Annotated in this window: 15 protein-coding genes; 9 read left to right on the top strand and 6 right to left on the bottom strand. The window is 69.5% G+C overall.

The window, feature by feature from the left end; translation table 11 throughout:
- Window position 1: 1 nt before the first annotated feature.
- A complete protein-coding gene (locus tag ACZ6ZD_RS19850; RefSeq protein WP_465674093.1) occupies window positions 2-2,566 on the top strand; it encodes a DUF3376 domain-containing protein in 2,565 nt (854 codons plus the stop codon).
- On the opposite strand, the gene ACZ6ZD_RS19845 is transcribed toward ACZ6ZD_RS19850, so the two are convergent.
- The 4 genes from ACZ6ZD_RS19845 to ACZ6ZD_RS19830 all read right to left on the bottom strand — a co-directional run bounded on the left by ACZ6ZD_RS19845 (window position 2,541) and on the right by ACZ6ZD_RS19830 (window position 6,130).
- Entirely contained in the window at window positions 2,541-3,365 is an 825-nt protein-coding gene (locus ACZ6ZD_RS19845; RefSeq protein WP_465674091.1) for a DUF3097 domain-containing protein, read from the bottom strand. The genes ACZ6ZD_RS19850 and ACZ6ZD_RS19845 overlap by 26 nt on opposite strands.
- On the bottom strand, window positions 3,358-4,866 hold the full coding sequence (locus ACZ6ZD_RS19840; RefSeq protein WP_465674089.1) for an NCS1 family nucleobase:cation symporter-1: 1,509 nt from the start codon (window positions 4,864-4,866) through the stop codon (window positions 3,358-3,360). Before ACZ6ZD_RS19840 ends, ACZ6ZD_RS19845 begins: the two co-directional genes overlap by 8 nt.
- 45 nt (window positions 4,867-4,911) lie before the next feature.
- Window positions 4,912-5,283, bottom strand: coding sequence for a DUF4870 domain-containing protein (locus ACZ6ZD_RS19835; RefSeq protein WP_465674087.1), 372 nt, complete (start codon window positions 5,281-5,283; stop codon window positions 4,912-4,914).
- Between the two features lie 73 nt (window positions 5,284-5,356).
- Window positions 5,357-6,130 (bottom strand): MBL fold metallo-hydrolase, encoded by a 774-nt coding sequence (locus tag ACZ6ZD_RS19830; RefSeq protein ID WP_465674085.1) that lies wholly within the window; start codon window positions 6,128-6,130, stop codon window positions 5,357-5,359.
- A gap of 85 nt (window positions 6,131-6,215) precedes the next feature.
- Here ACZ6ZD_RS19830 and ACZ6ZD_RS19825 point away from each other — a divergent pair, with 85 nt between their 5' ends.
- Genes ACZ6ZD_RS19825 through ACZ6ZD_RS19805 form a run of 5 tightly spaced genes read left to right on the top strand, consistent with a single transcriptional unit; the run spans window position 6,216 to window position 10,917 of the window.
- Window positions 6,216-6,857, top strand: a complete 642-nt coding sequence (locus ACZ6ZD_RS19825; protein ID WP_465674083.1) for a ThuA domain-containing protein — start codon at window positions 6,216-6,218, stop codon at window positions 6,855-6,857.
- Window positions 6,842-7,939, top strand: a complete 1,098-nt coding sequence (locus ACZ6ZD_RS19820) for a Gfo/Idh/MocA family protein (RefSeq protein ID WP_465674081.1) — start codon at window positions 6,842-6,844, stop codon at window positions 7,937-7,939. Before ACZ6ZD_RS19825 ends, ACZ6ZD_RS19820 begins: the two co-directional genes overlap by 16 nt.
- Window positions 7,940-7,989: 50 nt before the next feature.
- Window positions 7,990-9,012, top strand: a complete 1,023-nt coding sequence (hrcA, locus tag ACZ6ZD_RS19815) for a heat-inducible transcriptional repressor HrcA (protein ID WP_465674079.1) — start codon at window positions 7,990-7,992, stop codon at window positions 9,010-9,012.
- Between the two features lie 28 nt (window positions 9,013-9,040).
- Window positions 9,041-10,183 (top strand): molecular chaperone DnaJ, encoded by a 1,143-nt coding sequence (dnaJ, locus tag ACZ6ZD_RS19810; protein ID WP_465674077.1) that lies wholly within the window; start codon window positions 9,041-9,043, stop codon window positions 10,181-10,183.
- 17 nt (window positions 10,184-10,200) lie between these two features.
- Entirely contained in the window at window positions 10,201-10,917 is a 717-nt protein-coding gene (locus ACZ6ZD_RS19805; RefSeq protein ID WP_465674075.1) for a 16S rRNA (uracil(1498)-N(3))-methyltransferase, read from the top strand.
- Here the strand turns inward: ACZ6ZD_RS19805 and ACZ6ZD_RS19800 are convergent.
- Together ACZ6ZD_RS19800 and ACZ6ZD_RS19795 are read right to left on the bottom strand one after the other, a co-directional pair.
- Window positions 10,914-12,056, bottom strand: a complete 1,143-nt coding sequence (locus ACZ6ZD_RS19800) for a Gmad2 immunoglobulin-like domain-containing protein (protein ID WP_465674073.1) — start codon at window positions 12,054-12,056, stop codon at window positions 10,914-10,916. The two genes, ACZ6ZD_RS19805 and ACZ6ZD_RS19800, sit on opposite strands and share 4 nt — an antisense overlap.
- Entirely contained in the window at window positions 12,053-12,562 is a 510-nt protein-coding gene (locus ACZ6ZD_RS19795) for a SigE family RNA polymerase sigma factor (RefSeq protein WP_465674071.1), read from the bottom strand. The genes ACZ6ZD_RS19800 and ACZ6ZD_RS19795 overlap by 4 nt, the downstream gene beginning before the upstream one ends.
- Window positions 12,563-12,670: 108 nt before the next feature.
- Here ACZ6ZD_RS19795 and ACZ6ZD_RS19790 point away from each other — a divergent pair, with 108 nt between their 5' ends.
- The 3 genes from ACZ6ZD_RS19790 to ybeY all read left to right on the top strand — a co-directional run bounded on the left by ACZ6ZD_RS19790 (window position 12,671) and on the right by ybeY (window position 15,177).
- Complete coding sequence (locus ACZ6ZD_RS19790) at window positions 12,671-13,636, top strand: hypothetical protein (RefSeq protein ID WP_465674069.1); 966 nt, start codon at window positions 12,671-12,673, stop codon at window positions 13,634-13,636.
- A 138-nt stretch (window positions 13,637-13,774) separates the two neighbouring features.
- On the top strand, window positions 13,775-14,704 hold the full coding sequence (locus ACZ6ZD_RS19785) for a PhoH family protein (RefSeq protein WP_465676067.1): 930 nt from the start codon (window positions 13,775-13,777) through the stop codon (window positions 14,702-14,704).
- Window positions 14,701-15,177, top strand: coding sequence for an rRNA maturation RNase YbeY (gene ybeY, locus ACZ6ZD_RS19780; RefSeq protein WP_465674067.1), 477 nt, complete (start codon window positions 14,701-14,703; stop codon window positions 15,175-15,177). Before ACZ6ZD_RS19785 ends, ybeY begins: the two co-directional genes overlap by 4 nt.
- Window positions 15,178-15,179: the final 2 nt, after the last annotated feature.

The following is a 15,179-nucleotide window of genomic DNA, read 5'->3' as shown; positions in this document are numbered from 1 at the left end:
AATGAGTGACCATGAGATCCGGATCGCCCTGGTCCTGAACGGCGGCGTCAGCCTGGCCGTCTGGATGGGCGGCGTGACGCACGAGCTCGACCTGATCCGGCGCGCGTCCGGCCCGGGCGTCGCGCCGGGCCCGCGGCCGTACGACGAGATCCTGGCCGAGCGCTGGCGCGAGCTCTGCCACCGCGGGGACGAGCGCCGTCGCGTCGTCGTCGATGTGATCGCCGGGACGAGCGCGGGCGGCCTGAACGGCTCGCTGCTCGCGACCGCGATCTCGAACGGCTCGACCCTCGATCCCGAGGGCGTCGACGGGCCGTGGCTGCGGGAGAAGTGGATCGGGCTGGGGTCGTTGGAGGTCGGCAAACTCGTCCCGGCGGCCGGTGTGAAGTCGACCTCGGTGCTGGACGGCAACTACTTCCTGCACGAGCTCGACAACTTGTTGAAGGACGTCGTGGCCGCCGGAGAGCCAGCCGCCGAGGAGCCGGTGACGCTGTTCGTGACCGCGTCCGGGCTCGGCGTCCAGCAGTTCGAGGCGAAGGACGCGGCCGGTCAGTGTTTCGTCGTCCCCGATCATCGGTATCTGTTCGCGTTCACGAGTGAGAAGACGGCGAAGTACGACGGGACCCGGTTCACCGACCAGGAGACGAACGGGCTCACCGACACGAAGCTGCTGGCCCGGGCCGCGCGCGCTTCGGCGTCCTTCCCGGCGGCCTTCGGGCCGGTGCTGGAGACGCCGCGGCTGGCCGCTTCGCCGCCGCGAATGCACCCGAACAACGATGCGTCCGGCGCCTGGCTGGTCGACGGCGGCGTCCTCGACAACGCGCCGTTTGGGCCGGTGCTGGACGTGGTCGCGCGGCGTCCGATCACCGGTCGCGCGAGCCGCTACGTGCTGTACGTCGTCCCGTCGGCGGGGATCGGGAGCGCCGAGACGGCCCTGCCCGAGGCGAAGGAGCCGAGCTGGCAGGTGGCCGCGCTGTCGGCGATCCAGTTCCCCCGCGAGGTGGACTTCCGGTCGGATGTCGAGCAGCTCGAACGGCTGCTGCTGGAAGCGGACGCGTCCTGGTCGGACACCCAGCGGCTCTTTGATCGTTGCATCGAGCAACCACTGGAACGAGAGCGATTGCGGACGGCGGCGACCGCGTTACAACCGGTCTACGCGCGCGGCCGGGCCGCCGGTGGCGTGTGGGAGGCCGTAACGATCGCGAGCCACGACCAGTCGACCGTCCTGGACGCCGCGAGCGCGCTCTCCGAGCCGGAGATCGACGAGATCCTCGCGACCGAGCATCCCTGGGTGCCCGATCCGGACGGCGTGACCGACCCGCTGCGCAAGGATGCCGACGGCAACCCGTTGTGGTTGTGGGGGAGCGGGGCCGCCGAGCGGATCACCCGGCTGATCCTGCGCTCGCTCCGGACCCGGATCGATGCCGCGCCGGACGATTCTCGCGCCGTCCTGGAATACCGATTGAAGGCCGCCAGTGACTGTTTGCTGCGTGTGCAGGCCGTCCGGGACGCGCTGACCGATCGGCTACTGACGGCGGATCTCGACCTGCGGCCGGCCGGTGGTGCCGAAGCGGTCGCGGTCGGGCTGACCGACATCTTCGAGGACCTCCAGATCCAGGCGGCGCTCGGGACGGCGTTCGCCGACCTGATCGAGGGGATCGGCGCCGAGCTCGTCGACGCGGCGCTCGAAGTGGAGATCGTTTCGCGCTGTACGTCGGCGCGGACGCCGCAGCAGCGCAGCGCGCCGTTCCAGTTCCTCCGGCTCGGGCCGGATATCCCGCTGACCCTGCTGGACGATCTGCCCGCCGGGTCGATCGCCGACAACCTCAAGGACCGCATCCTCTACGGCAGCCAGGTCGGGCACTTCGGCGCGTTCGGCGCCGCGGACTGGCGGCGCTGGGACTGGCTGATGGGCCGGCTGCACTGCGTCGCACACCTGGGCGCGATGCTCGGCGCCGACGCGGACTGGATCCGCGAGACCCAGCGCCAGGTGCTGAAAGCCGAGGACTGGAAGCCGGCGGCGGTCGCGGAGCGGATCCAGCGCCTGGCTGAGGACTTCCCGGCGGACGCCGGTCTGGCCGCCTTGACGACGATGCGCGACGAGCTCAACCAGTCGCCCGAGGGCCGTGCGACCACCAAGGGGCTGGCTGACCGGATGGTTGATGTGTCCGGTGGTCTCGGTCTGCAGGTCGGTAGCGCGATCAAGGCGATGGCTGGGCGCAAGGAGCGGCCGGAGTCCTGGCTGTTGCGGACGGCGCGCTGGTTCACCGCGCCCGCTCGGGAGACCGTCTGGGGCCGGATCGTGCGCGGTGCGAAGCTGACGCCGGCCAAGCGGCCGCTGCTGTTCGAGCCGTGGCTGCCGTTGGCTGTGCTCGGCGTCGGCGTCCTGCTGCTCGTTGCTGCGGCGGTGGCCGGCAGCGTGCTGGTCGGCGTCCTGGCTGGGGTGTTCTTGGCCGTCGGCGTCGTGCTGGCTGCGGTGACGGTGTTCGTCCGCCGCGCGCGGCAGCTGGTCCGGGTCTGGATCGAGCGCCGCGTCCCGGAGATCAGTCCAGCGTCACGAAATCGATGAGCTCCTCGACCCGGCCGAGCAGCGACGGGTCGAGATCGGCGAAGCTGGTCACCTTGGACAGGATGTGCTTCCAGGCGGCGGCGACGTCCGCCTGATCGGTGGCCGGCCAGCCGAAGGACTGCAGCACGCCCTTCTTCCAGTCCTGCCCGTGCGGGATCCGCGGCCAGGCGGCGATCCCGACCGAGGCGGGTTTGATCGCCTCCCAGACGTCGATGAACGGGTGCCCGACGACCTTCACGTACCGGTTGTCGATCTGCGCGGCGATCTTGGACTCCTTCGAGCCCTCGACCAGGTGGTCGACCAGGACGCCGAGGCGGCGGCCGGGGCCGGGCTGGAACCGGTTCACGATCCCGAGCAGGTCGTCGATCCCTTCCAGGTACTCGACGACGACGCCCTCGATCCGCAGGTCGTCACCCCAGACCTTCTCGACCAGCTCGGCGTCGTGCCGGCCCTCGACGTAGATCCGGCTCGCCCGGGCGACCTTGGCCCGGACGTTGTCGACGGCCACCGAGCCGGACGCCGTCCGCGTCTTCTTGGCCGGGCCGGCCTTCTTCGGCGCGACCAGGCTGACCGGCTTGCCGTCCAGCCAGAAGCCCGGGCCGAGTGGGTACGTGCGGACCTTGCCGTGCCGGTCCTCGAGGTCGACCACGCCGTGCTCCCAGCGCACGATCGCGCCGACGAACCCCGACGTCGGCTCCTCGACCACCATGCCCTTCTCGATCTCGACCTCGACGGTCCGCCCGTTCTTGGGCTTGCGCCAGTCCCCACTCAGTACGTCGTTCCCATACCGATCAGCCACGCGGCGACTTTACCGGCTTGGTCAGGGCGAAGTAGGCGACGAAACCCGCGACCAGGCCGACTGCCCACGAGTAGTCGTACAACGGCTTCAGGAACGGGATCAGACCGTCGGCCGGGAACGGACCGGCGCCGGGGTTGCTGTAGGCGCCGCCGACGGCCAGGACGGCGCCGAACAGCGTCGCGACCACGGCTCGCCAGTTCCAGCCCGAGGAATACCAGTACCGGCCGGACGAGCGATAGAGATCGGGGAGATCCAGCTGCGTACGGTCGAGGAACCAGTAGCCCGCGATCAGCACGCCCGCGACCGACGCGAGCAGACCGCCGTAGAACGACAGCCAGACGAAGATGTAGATCGACGGATCCGAGATCAGCCGCCAGGGCTGAATGACGATGCCGATCACGCCGGTGAGCAGACCGGCCGTCCGGAAGTTCAGCCAGCGCGGCAACGCGTTCGCGAAGTCGTACGACGGGCTGACCACGTTCGCCGCGACGTTGCAGGACATCGTCGCGAGGATCGCCATCACCAGCCCGATCGTGACGACCAGCGGGTTCTCGAAGCGGCGCGTCAGCTCGACCGGGTCCCAGATCGCGGAGCCGTAGAGGACGACCGTGCCGGAGGTGGTGATGATCGAGACCAGCGCGATGAACGACATCGTCGTCGGCAGGCCGATGATCTGGCCCCAGACCTGCTGACGCTGCCCCTTCCCGAACCGGGTGAAGTCGGGCATGTTCAGCGACAGCGTGGCCCAGAACGCGATCATGCCCATCAGCGACGGCGCGAAGATCTTCCAGAAGTCGGCGTCCCAGCCGAGCGCCGACGGCTGGGACAAGATCGGGCCGAACCCGCCGGCCTTCACCAGGACGGCGATCATCAGCGCCAGGAAGGCCACCGTCACCAGCGGGGCGGCCCAGTTCTCGAACCGGCGCAGCCCTTCGATCCCGCGCCAGATCAGCACCATCTGGAGCGCCCAGAAGAACGCGAAACTCAGCCACAGCGTCCACGGGTGCCCGCCGATCGCGCCGGCGTCCGTCCAGCTCTTGCCGAACAGCTCGCCGACGATCACGTAGATCGCCTGGCCGCCGATCCAGGTCTGGATGCCGAACCAGCCGCAGGCGATGAACGCCCGCAGCAGCGCCGGGAAGTTCGCCCCGCGGACGCCGTAGAAGGCGCGCGCGAAGACCGGGAACGGGATGCCGTACTTCGTCCCGGCATGGCTGTTCAGCAACAGCGGGATCAACACGATCAGGTTCCCCAGCGTGATCGTGATGAACGCCTGCAGCCAGTTCATCCCGAGCGCGACCAGCCCCGCGGCGAGCAGATAGCTGGGGATGTTGTGCGCCATCCCCATCCACAAGGCGGCGTAGTTGTACGTCGACCAGTTCCGCTCGGCCAGCCGGGTCGGCGCCAGTTCGGCGTTGCCGTACCTGCTGTCCGCGATCGCGGCCGGATCGGTCAGCTCGACCCGGCCGTCCGGGTGCGTGGTCTGCTCAGTGGTGGCCATGGAACAAGTTGCGCCCTTCCCCCAACTCGTGTCAACGAGTAACTACTACTTCACCAGGCGCAGCGCGAACGGGTAGGTGTACGGCTCGCCCTTGCTGGCCGCGATCGTCGCGATGATCGCGAACACGATGGCGGCGGCCCAGATCAGGAAGCCGGTGATGATGCCGATGAAGACGATCGACAGCACCGCGGAGGCGACGTACCCGATCGCGACGGTGATCTGGAAGTTCAGCGACTCGACGGAGTGCGCGCGCACCATCGCCGACTTCGGCCCCTGGACGAGCATCACGATCAGCGGCGCGAGGAAGCCGAGCACGATGGTGCCGATGTGGGCCAGCAGCGCCCAGGTGCGCTCCTCGTCGGGGCGCAGCGGCTGCGGCTGGTACGGCGGCTGGAAGTTGTTCTGCGGTTCGGTCATGACCAAACGGTAGGGCCGGGCGGGCCCCCGGGCGATCACTTGTCGAGAACGATCTCCGCGCGCCTCGGGGCGATCAGCTGGGGCCGAGCAGCGGGATGGTCGGCCGGCGGGGTGCGCCCAGGACGCCGTACGCGCGTTTGATCGCGTCTTGCAGACCGGCGACGTCCCAGGGCCAGCCCTCGGTGTGGGCGAGCGCCTTGTCCAGCGGCGTCCCGGCGTGGTGCAGGTCGGAGATCGTGTTCGCGACCTGGCCGAGGTCGGCGGACTGGTTGCGCGCGAAGTCGGCGTCCACGACGGCGCCGTGGCCCGGGACGACGATCGCGCCGGCGGGCATCGTGCCGATCACCCGCTCGAGGGTGTCCGGCCACTCCAGCGGGAACGAGTCATCGCCGTACTGCGGCGGCTGCGACTCCTCGACCAGGTCGCCGAGGAAGAAGACGTTCACATCCGGGACGACGGCGACCGCGTCACCCGCGGTGTGCGCGTTGCCGAGGTAGAGCAGCTCGACCCGGCGGTCGCCGAGGTCGATCACCTTCGCGACCGCGAAGGTCTCCGCGACCAGGCCTTCGACGGCGGCCACGGTGTTCTCGTGCGCGTACGCCGTCGCTTCGGTGAAGACGCTGTTGCCGTTCACGTGGTCGAAATGCGAGTGGGTGTTGACGATCCAGCGCACCGGCTGGTCGGTCACCTCACGGATGTGCTCCCGCAGCTCTTCGGCCTCTTCGGCCGTCGCTCGGGTGTCGATCACCAGCGCGCCGTCGCTGCCCACCACCAGACCGACGTTCAGATCCCACTCGTCGTACCGCCGGACCCAGCACCGATCGCCGATCTCATTCCACGCGCTCACGGCGTCGACAGTACTAGAGGGTCTCGCTTAAGGTCGTTTCCGAATCTTCCGACAGTGATTGCGAAACTTTCGAAGGGCGGTCGGTGTGACGACACGACGTGCGCTGGTGGTGCGGGGCGGCTGGGACGGGCATGTGCCGGTCGAGGCGACCGAGTTGTTCATCCCGTACCTGAAGGAGAACGGCTACGACGTCACGACCTCGGAGTCGACCGAGAGCTACCTCGACCTGGACGGCGTCGACCTGGTGCTGCAGTGCGTGTCGATGGGCGAGACGAAGCCGGAGCACATCCGGGCGCTGCTGGACGCCGTCCGCGGCGGCACCGGGTTCGCCGGGTGGCACGGCGGCATCGTGGACTCGTTCCGCGACAACACCGACTACCAGTTCCTCACCGGCGGGCAGTTCATCTCGCACCCGCACAACTTCACCGACTACCGCGTCGAGGTGGTCGCGGAGCACCCGATCGTCGAGGGCATCACGCACTTCGACGTCCACACCGAGCAGTACTACCTGCACGCGGACCCGACCAACAACGTGCTGGCCACGACCACCTTCGCCACGCACCCCGACGTCCCCTGGATCGAGGGCGCCGTGATGCCGGCCGTCTGGACGCGTACCTGGGGTGAGGGCCGCGTGTTCGTCTGCGCAGTCGGTCACAAGCTCGACGACTTCGACGTCCCCGAAGTCCGGACGATCATCGAGCGGGGGCTGCTGTGGGCGAGCAAGTGACCCGCGTCGGCATTGTCGGCACCGGCGTCATCTCCGGCACTTATCTGGACCATCTGGCCAAGCTGCCCGGTGTCGAGGTCGCTGCGGTCGCGGACCTCGACATCACCCGCGCCGAGGCCGTTGCCACCGACAGCATCCGCGCTCTGACGCCAGAGCAGCTGTACGCCGCTGACGACGTCGACATCGTCGTGAATCTGACCATCCCCGCCGCGCACGCCGCCGTCCACCAGGCTGCGTTGGAGGCGGGCAAGCATGTGTACGGCGAGAAGCCGCTGGCCCTGGATCGCGCCGAGGCCGCTCCGCTGCTCAAGTACGCCGCTGCGAACGACCTGCGGATCGGCTGCGCGCCCGACACTGTTCTGGGGACGGGGACGCAGACTGCTCGGGCAGTGATCGATCGTGGCGACATCGGCGTCCCGCATGCCGCTACCGCGTTCATGGTGACGCCCGGGCACGAGCTGTGGCACCCGGCGCCGGAGTTCTACTACCAGCGCGGTGGTGGGCCGGTGCTCGACATGGGGCCGTACTACGTGACCAGCCTGGTCACTCTGCTCGGTCCGGTCCGTCGGGTGACCGCAAGGGCCGGTACGGCGAAGCAGCAGCGGGAGATCCACACCGGGCCGCGGGCCGGGACGGTCTTCGACGTCCAGGTGCCTACGCACGTCACCGGCGTCCTGGAGCACGAGTCCGGTGCGCTGACGACCGTTCTGATGTCGTTCGACGTGTGGGCCGGCCGGCTGCCGCGGATCGAGGTCCACGGGACGGACGGCAGCCTGTCGGTGCCGGACCCGAACGGCTTCGACGGGACGGTCGAGATCGTCACTCCGGCGCAGCGGGAGTGGACGGAGGTGCCGGTCGGCGGCGGGTACGCCGGAGCGGGCCGAGGGGTCGGTGTCGCGGACATGGCACGCGCTTTGCGCAACGGCGAGCCGCACCGGGCGAACGGCGAGCTGGCCTACCACGTGCTCGACGTACTGGAGTCTTTTGTGGAGTCCGCCGTCCAGGATCAGCCGCTGGACGTGGCCAGTACCGTGACGCGCCCCGCAGCCGTTCCGTTGGGAGCCGCGCCCGACACCGCCTAGACTGGCACTCTGAACGATTGAGTGCCAAGAGTGTCGAGAGGGTGGTGCGCGTGCTGGACGAGCGCAAGCTGGATGTACTCCGCGCCATCGTCGAGGACTACGTCGCGACCCACGAGCCGGTCGGCTCGAAGACGCTGGTCGACCGGCACAACCTCGGTGTCTCCCCGGCCACGGTCCGTAACGACATGGCCGTGCTGGAGGAGGAGGGGTACATCACCCAGCCGCACACCAGCGCCGGCCGCATCCCGACCGACGCCGGGTACCGGCTGTTCGTCGACAAGCTGAGCACCGTCAAGACGCTGTCGGCCGCCGAGAAGAAGGCGATCACGTCCTTCCTCGGCGGCGCCGTCGACCTGGACGACGTCGTCCGGCGGACGGTCCGGCTGCTGGCGCAGATCACCCGCCAGGTCGCCATCGTGCAGTACCCCTCGCTGAACCGGTCGAGCGTCCGGCATGTCGAGGTGGTCACGATGACGCCGCGGCGGCTGCTGCTGGTGCTGATCACCAGCAACGGGCGCGTCGAGCAGCGGATCGTCGAGCTGCCGCACGACATCGAGGAGCAGCTGGTCGCGGACCTGCGGTCGCGGCTGAACACGGCCATGGTCGGCCAGCGGCTGACCGAGGCGACCACGACGCTGGCGAACGTGACCGAGACCTTCGCCCCGGCCGACCGGCCGCTGGTCGCGGCGATCGTGACCACGCTGCTGGAGGCGTTCACCGACGAGATGGGCGAGCAGCGGATCGCCGTCGGCGGCGCGGCCAACCTGACCCGGTACGGCGACGACTTCGAGCGGAACGTGAAGCCGGTGCTGGAGGCGCTGGAGGAGCACGTCATCCTGCTCAAGCTGCTCGGCGAGGCGACCCACCCGCAGACGCTGACGGTTCGCATCGGCCACGAGAACCCGTACGAGGAGCTGGCCACCACGTCGGTGGTCGCGACCGGGTACGGGTCGAAGTCGGAGGCGCTGGCCACACTCGGCATCGTCGGCCCGACCCACATGGACTACCCCAGCACGATGGGCGCGGTCCGCGCCGTCGCGCGTTACGTCAGCCAGATCCTGGCCGACTCCTGATGAACTCAACCAACCCCTGGTCTGGAGTATGAGCACCGATTACTACGCCGTCCTGGGCGTCAGCCGTGACGCCTCGCCGGACGAGATCAAGAAGGCGTACCGCAAGCTGGCGCGCCAGTACCACCCGGATGTGAACGACTCCGAGGACGCGCACCACAAGTTCCAGGAGATCGGGCGCGCGTTCCAGGTGCTCAGCGACCCGCAGAAGCGGCAGATGCACGATCTCGGCGGCGACCCGTTCGCCTCCGGCGGCGCCGGGCCCGGTGGGTTCGGCGGCGGTCAGGCGTTCACCTTCACCGACATCATGGACGCCTTCTTCGGCCAGACCGGCGGGGCGACCCGCGGGCCGCGGCCGCGGACGCGTCGCGGTCAGGACGCGCTGATCCCGCTGCGGATCGATCTGGCCGAGGCCGCGTTCGGTACGACGCGTGAGCTGAAGGTCGACACCGCCGTCCTGTGTCCGACCTGTTCCGGCTCCGGTGCGGCCGCCGGCTCCGAGCCGGTCACCTGCGACGTCTGCCACGGGCGTGGTGAGGTCACCCACACGCAGCGCTCGTTCCTCGGCGAGGTGCGCACGATGCGCCCCTGCCCGAACTGCCGCGGCTTCGGGACGACCATCCCGAACCCGTGTGTCGAGTGCGCCGGCGACGGCCGCGTCCGCTCCCGGCGTACGGTCACGGTGAAGATCCCCGGCGGCGTCGACTCCGGTACCCGCGTGCAGCTGTCCGGTCAGGGCGAGGTCGGCCCCGGCGGCGGCCCGGCCGGCGACCTGTACGTCGAGATCGAGGTCGAGCCGCACGACATCTTCACCCGGCACGGCGATGACCTGCACTGCACGGTCACGCTCCCGATGACGGCCGCCGCCCTCGGCACCACCATCGACCTGCCCACCCTCGAAGGCGAGACCACGCCCCTGGAGATCCGCCCCGGCACCCAGTCCGGCACCGCGCACACCCTCTCCGCCCGCGGCGTCCCCCGCCTCCGCCACGCCGGCCGCGGCGACCTCATCGTCCAGATCATCGTCGAGACCCCCACCAAACTCGACGACGCCCAGGCCGACCTCCTCCGCGCCCTCGCCACCGCCCGCAACGAAGAACGCCCCCAAGGCCAAGTCCAAGCCGCCCACAAAGGCGTCTTCGGCCGCCTCCGAGACGCCTTCGGCAACCACTAGCCGGTAGGAAGAACTTCATGGGTGTTGCGGTGTTTTTCTCGGGTGAGCTCGAGGGGGACGAAATCGTGCTCGAGGGTGCCGAGGGGCGGCATGCGGCGGTGGTTCGGCGGATTGGGGTGGGGGAGCGGGTTCGGCTGACGGATGGGCGGGGGGCTTGGGTTGAGGGGGCGGTTACGCGGGCGTCCAAGGCTGGGCTGACGGTTGGGGTGGAGGAGCGCGGGGTGGTGGCTGCGCGGGCGCCTCGGGTGGTGGTGGTGCAGGCGTTGCCTAAGGGGGAGCGGGCCGAGTCGGCGGTGGAGATGCTGACTGAGGTCGGGGTGGACGTGGTGGTGCCGTGGAACGCGGAGCGGAGTCAGTTCCGGAGTAATCCGGAGCGGGTGGCGAAGACGATGAGCAAGTGGCAGGCGTGGGCTTTCGAGGCGAGCAAGCAGTCGCGGCGGTCCTGGTTCGCCGAGGTGACGCCGATCGCGACGACGGCCGAGGTGGCGGCGCTGGTGCGGGGGGCCGCGCTGCCCGTCGTCCTGCACGAGGAGGCGACCGTGCCGCTGGCCGGGCTCGAGGTGCCGGACGCCGGGGACGTCGTGATCGTGATCGGCCCTGAGGGCGGTATCGCACCGGCCGAGCTGGCGGCGTTCGGCGTCGAGCCGGTCCGCCTCGGCGACACCGTGCTCCGGACGTCGACCGCCGGCGTCGCGGCCGCCGCCGCGCTGCTCGCCCGCTCGCGCTGGTCCTAGCGGACGACCTCGACCTGCTTGGTGTCGACGTCGCTGACCGAGCCGTCCTCGTTCGAGATCAGGTAGGCCTCGATCAGCCACGGCCCGGGCGCGAGGTCGAGCTGGAACTTGAAGCTGGACAGCTTGCTGCCGTCCTCCGACATCGCGTAGCTCTCGATGACCTTGCCGGTCTTCAGATTCGTCGCCCGGTAGTTCACATGCGCCTCGAACGCCGCCGCCGTCCCGCCGACCACGACGGGTGTCTTGAGCAGCGCCCCCTCGGCCGGCGCTGTGATCGAGACCAGCGCCTGGACGTCGAGGGCCTGCGCGCGCCCGATCGGCGTCCCGGTGTCGATCTGCCCGAAGAGCCGATGCCCAACCCGGCCGCCCTGGGTGATCTGGATCGGCCGTGAGGTGTCCTTCAGCACGCCCTGCACGGTGTAGACGAGCTGCTGAGCCGCTACCGTCGCGGTCGCCTTGTCCAGCCGGCCCTGCGGCAGCTGCTTGAAGTCGACCGTCACCACGTCGTCCGACCGCAGCACGCTGCTCACCTCAGCGCCCCGCCACAGCGACTGGTAGTCCGGGTCGCTGGCCTTACCGGAGGCCATCACCCGGACCGCCTCGACGGCCGGCCGGCCGGACACCCGCTGGAACGTACGGAACAGCCGAACGTCCGACCTGGTCTGTGCGGTCGGCTCGGTCGAGGCCTTGGCCGCCAGCCGGTGCGCCGTCCAGTAGACCGGCACGGACACCTCCTTGACCAGATCCTCCGGCACGCCCTTCTGCTTGACGTTCGGCACGACCGTGTCCTGCTCGGACGGCGCTTTCGTCGGGCCGGGCGTCGGCTTGGCCGACGTGACTCGCGGTGTGTCCGGCGAATTGGTCGCGGACGTCGTCGTCCCCGGACCGGCGACCATGTCACCGTCGTTGGCCGTGTTGTTGTTGCCGTTGAAGACCGTGAACGCACCGACCGCGGCAGCGGTACCGGCCGCGGCCAGCCCGGCAGTGATCACCCAGGGCCGCCGGTTCACCGGACGGCGTTGGGCGTGCGCGCGGGCGCGGATCTCCGGCAACGCGTCGGTCGGCTCGATCCGAGCCGCCTCCTCGGCCAGTGAGCGCCGCATCAGCTCGTCGAACGGGTCCTGCGGGTGGTCACTCATGCGCTCTGCTCCAGTACCTGGCGCAGCGACTTGGTCGCTCGCGCAGCGTGGCTCTTGACCGATCCCCGGCTGATGCCCATCGTGTCGGCGATCTCCGCCTCCGAAAGGTCACCGTAATAGCGCAACACCATCACCGTGCGTTGCTTCTCCGGCAGTGTCCGCATCGCCTCGATCACCCGGTCCGTCTCGGCGGTCCGCAGTGCGGCCTGCTCTGCGCTCGGCTCGTCCGGCAGCGAGCGTGGCATGTGCTTGTCGACCACCACAAGATGTCGCTGGCGGGAGCGGCAGCGGTTCACCACGGCGGTGCGGAGGTACGCCAGCGCCTTGTGCGGGTCACGCAGCCGGTGCCAGTGACCGTGCATCGCCACGAAGGCGTCCTGCACGATCTCCTCCGCCGATCCGCGGTCACGCAGCAGCAAGGCGGCGAGGCGGACCATCGACGTGTAGTGCGCCGTGTAGACAGCCGTCAGCGCCTCGTCGGCATTCCACGAGGACTCATGTGTCACGGACTCTTCGTACACCACCACCGGTTGTGCCACACAAAGGAGACGCGAAGACCACGTCCCAGGTTGACAACAGCTGCGGGTGAGCTGGTCCGGTGGCACCCTCTGAACATGAAGCAGCACGGAGACGGCCACTGGTGCGGGCACCGGGACATCACGTACGCCGCCACAGCGCGTCATTTCGACCGGATCGCGGACTCCGACGGCGCCGTCCGCGGGATGTCCCGCCGCGAGTACGCCGAAGCCCTCGACAAGGCCCAGGCGTACCAGGACCGCCCGCTCGGCGCCGGTGTGATCAAGAACTTCGCCGGCTCCGGAAAACCGTTCCCGTACGTCGGCCCCGGCCCGACCGCCCATTCGGCGTACGCGAACCCGGATGCGCAGGCAGCGCACTTCATGGCCGACCCCTACCGCGACGGCCCGAGCAACCTGCACACCAACACGGAGTACGTCTACACCCAGCTCGCAGCGGCCCAGACGGCGCAGAACGCGCAGCAGGAGTGGATGCACCTCGGTGCCGCCGTCCACGCGTTGCAGGACAGCTACTCCGGCGCCCACGCCTGGCGTGACCTGTCCGTGTACGACGGCGACCCGACAGCGAAGGTGGATTCGCTGCATGTGTTCACCCCGGGCCACGTCATCGGCCTGGACAAGGGCCGCAACACGCATGCGGACGAGTTCGACGCGCCGCCGGCCAAGTCCGGCTCGACGCTGGCCGCGATCGAGGCGACGTACCGGCTGCTGCGGGTGTACGAGCGGACCCGGGACATGCCGCCGCAGGAGGCCGAGCTCGCCCGCCGGGTCGGGATGGACGAGCTGTTCCGGCCAGGGGCGGACGTGGTCGTGAACACCGTCCCGGACAAGGAGTGGGCCGCCCAGCGCGACGACCGGCTGAAGCTCGAACACGCCGGGCCGGGCGCGCAGCGGTCGACCGAGCTCGGCCAGCTCCGCGACGTCCTCGGGGCCAGCCCGCAGCCCGGAAAGGTGTCCTCCGGCGGCCTGCAGGCGGCCTCCGATCGGCCCGCGCGGAGCGTGTCCCGCGAAATTGGCAGTGAGGCTGTCGGCCGGGACGGCTAGCATGGACGTAACACCAGCACCGGCATCAGGAGGAAGAGCCTGTCCAGGCCACGCAGTATCGAACCGGAGGCGCGCGGGACCGACGCGGCCGCCACTTCGCGGGCGTCACACAAGATCGTCGTGCCGAACAGCATCGACATGGTCGCCCTGCTCGGAGCCCGGGACGAGTTCCTCCGCATCATCGAGAAGGAGTTCGCCGCCGACATCCTGGTCCGCGGTAACGAGATCTCCCTGACCGGTGAACCCGCCGAGCTGGCGCTGACCGAGCGGCTCGTGGACGAGCTGATCGCCGTCATCCGCACCGGGCACGGGCTGACCGCCGACTCCGTCGAGCGCAGTATCGCGATGATCAAACAGGAGACCGCGGAGAGCCCGCGCGACGTCCTGACCCAGAACATCCTGTCCAGCCGCGGCCGCACCATCCGGCCGAAGACGCTGAACCAGAAGCGCTACGTCGACGCCATCGACAAGAACACGATCGTCTTCGGGATCGGCCCGGCCGGTACCGGCAAGACGTATCTCGCGGTGGCCAAGGCGGTCCAGGCGCTGCAGGCCAAGGAGGTCAACCGGATCATCCTGACCCGGCCGGCCGTCGAGGCCGGCGAGCGGCTGGGCTTCCTGCCCGGCACGCTGTCGGAGAAGATCGACCCCTACCTGCGGCCGCTGTACGACGCGCTGCACGACATGCTCGACCCCGACTCGATCCCGCGGCTGATGACGGCCGGGACGATCGAGATCGCGCCGCTGGCCTACATGCGCGGCCGGACGCTGAACGACGCCTACATCATCCTGGACGAGGCCCAGAACACCTCGCCGGAGCAGATGAAGATGTTCCTCACCCGGCTCGGGTTCGGCTCCAAGATGGTGGTCACCGGTGACGTGACGCAGGTCGACCTGCCGACCGGTACCAACTCGGGCCTGCGGGTCGTCCAGGAGATCCTGGACGGGGTCCAGGATCTGGCGTTCTGCCGGCTCACCTCGCACGATGTCGTCCGGCACAAGCTGGTCGGCCGGATCGTCTCGGCGTACGAGAACTTCGAAGGACAGCGGGCAGAACACCAACGATGAACGTCGAGGTCAACAACGAGTCCGGCGTCGAGATCGACGCGAACGGACTGATGCGGCTCAGCCGGTTCGTGCTGTCGTCCTTGCGGCTGCACCCGGAATGCGAGCTGTCGATCAAACTGGTCGACGAGGACACGATGGCCAGATATCACGTCGAGTTCCTGGACCTTCCCGGTCCGACCGACGTGATGTCGTGGCCGATGGACGAGCTGCGGCCGGGCGGTGACGGCGCCGACGAGTCCGAGCTTCCACTCGGTCACCTCGGCGACATCGCGCTCTGCCCGACCGTCGCGGCCGCGCAGGGCGCCAAGGCCGGCCACGGCACCTGGGCCGAGCTGGAGCTGCTGACCGTGCACGGCATCCTCCACCTGCTCGGCTACGACCACGCCGAACCGGCCGAGAAGGCCGAGATGTGGGAGATCCAGGGCCGCCTCCTCGAAGCCTGGCGGGCCCCCGGCAACAGGCTGGGGGAGTGACG

This window comes from Kribbella sp. NPDC104218, from assembly GCF_055584105.1.
The sequence above is the reverse complement of the archived record's forward strand: the minus strand, read 5'-3'. Positions and strand labels throughout refer to the sequence as shown.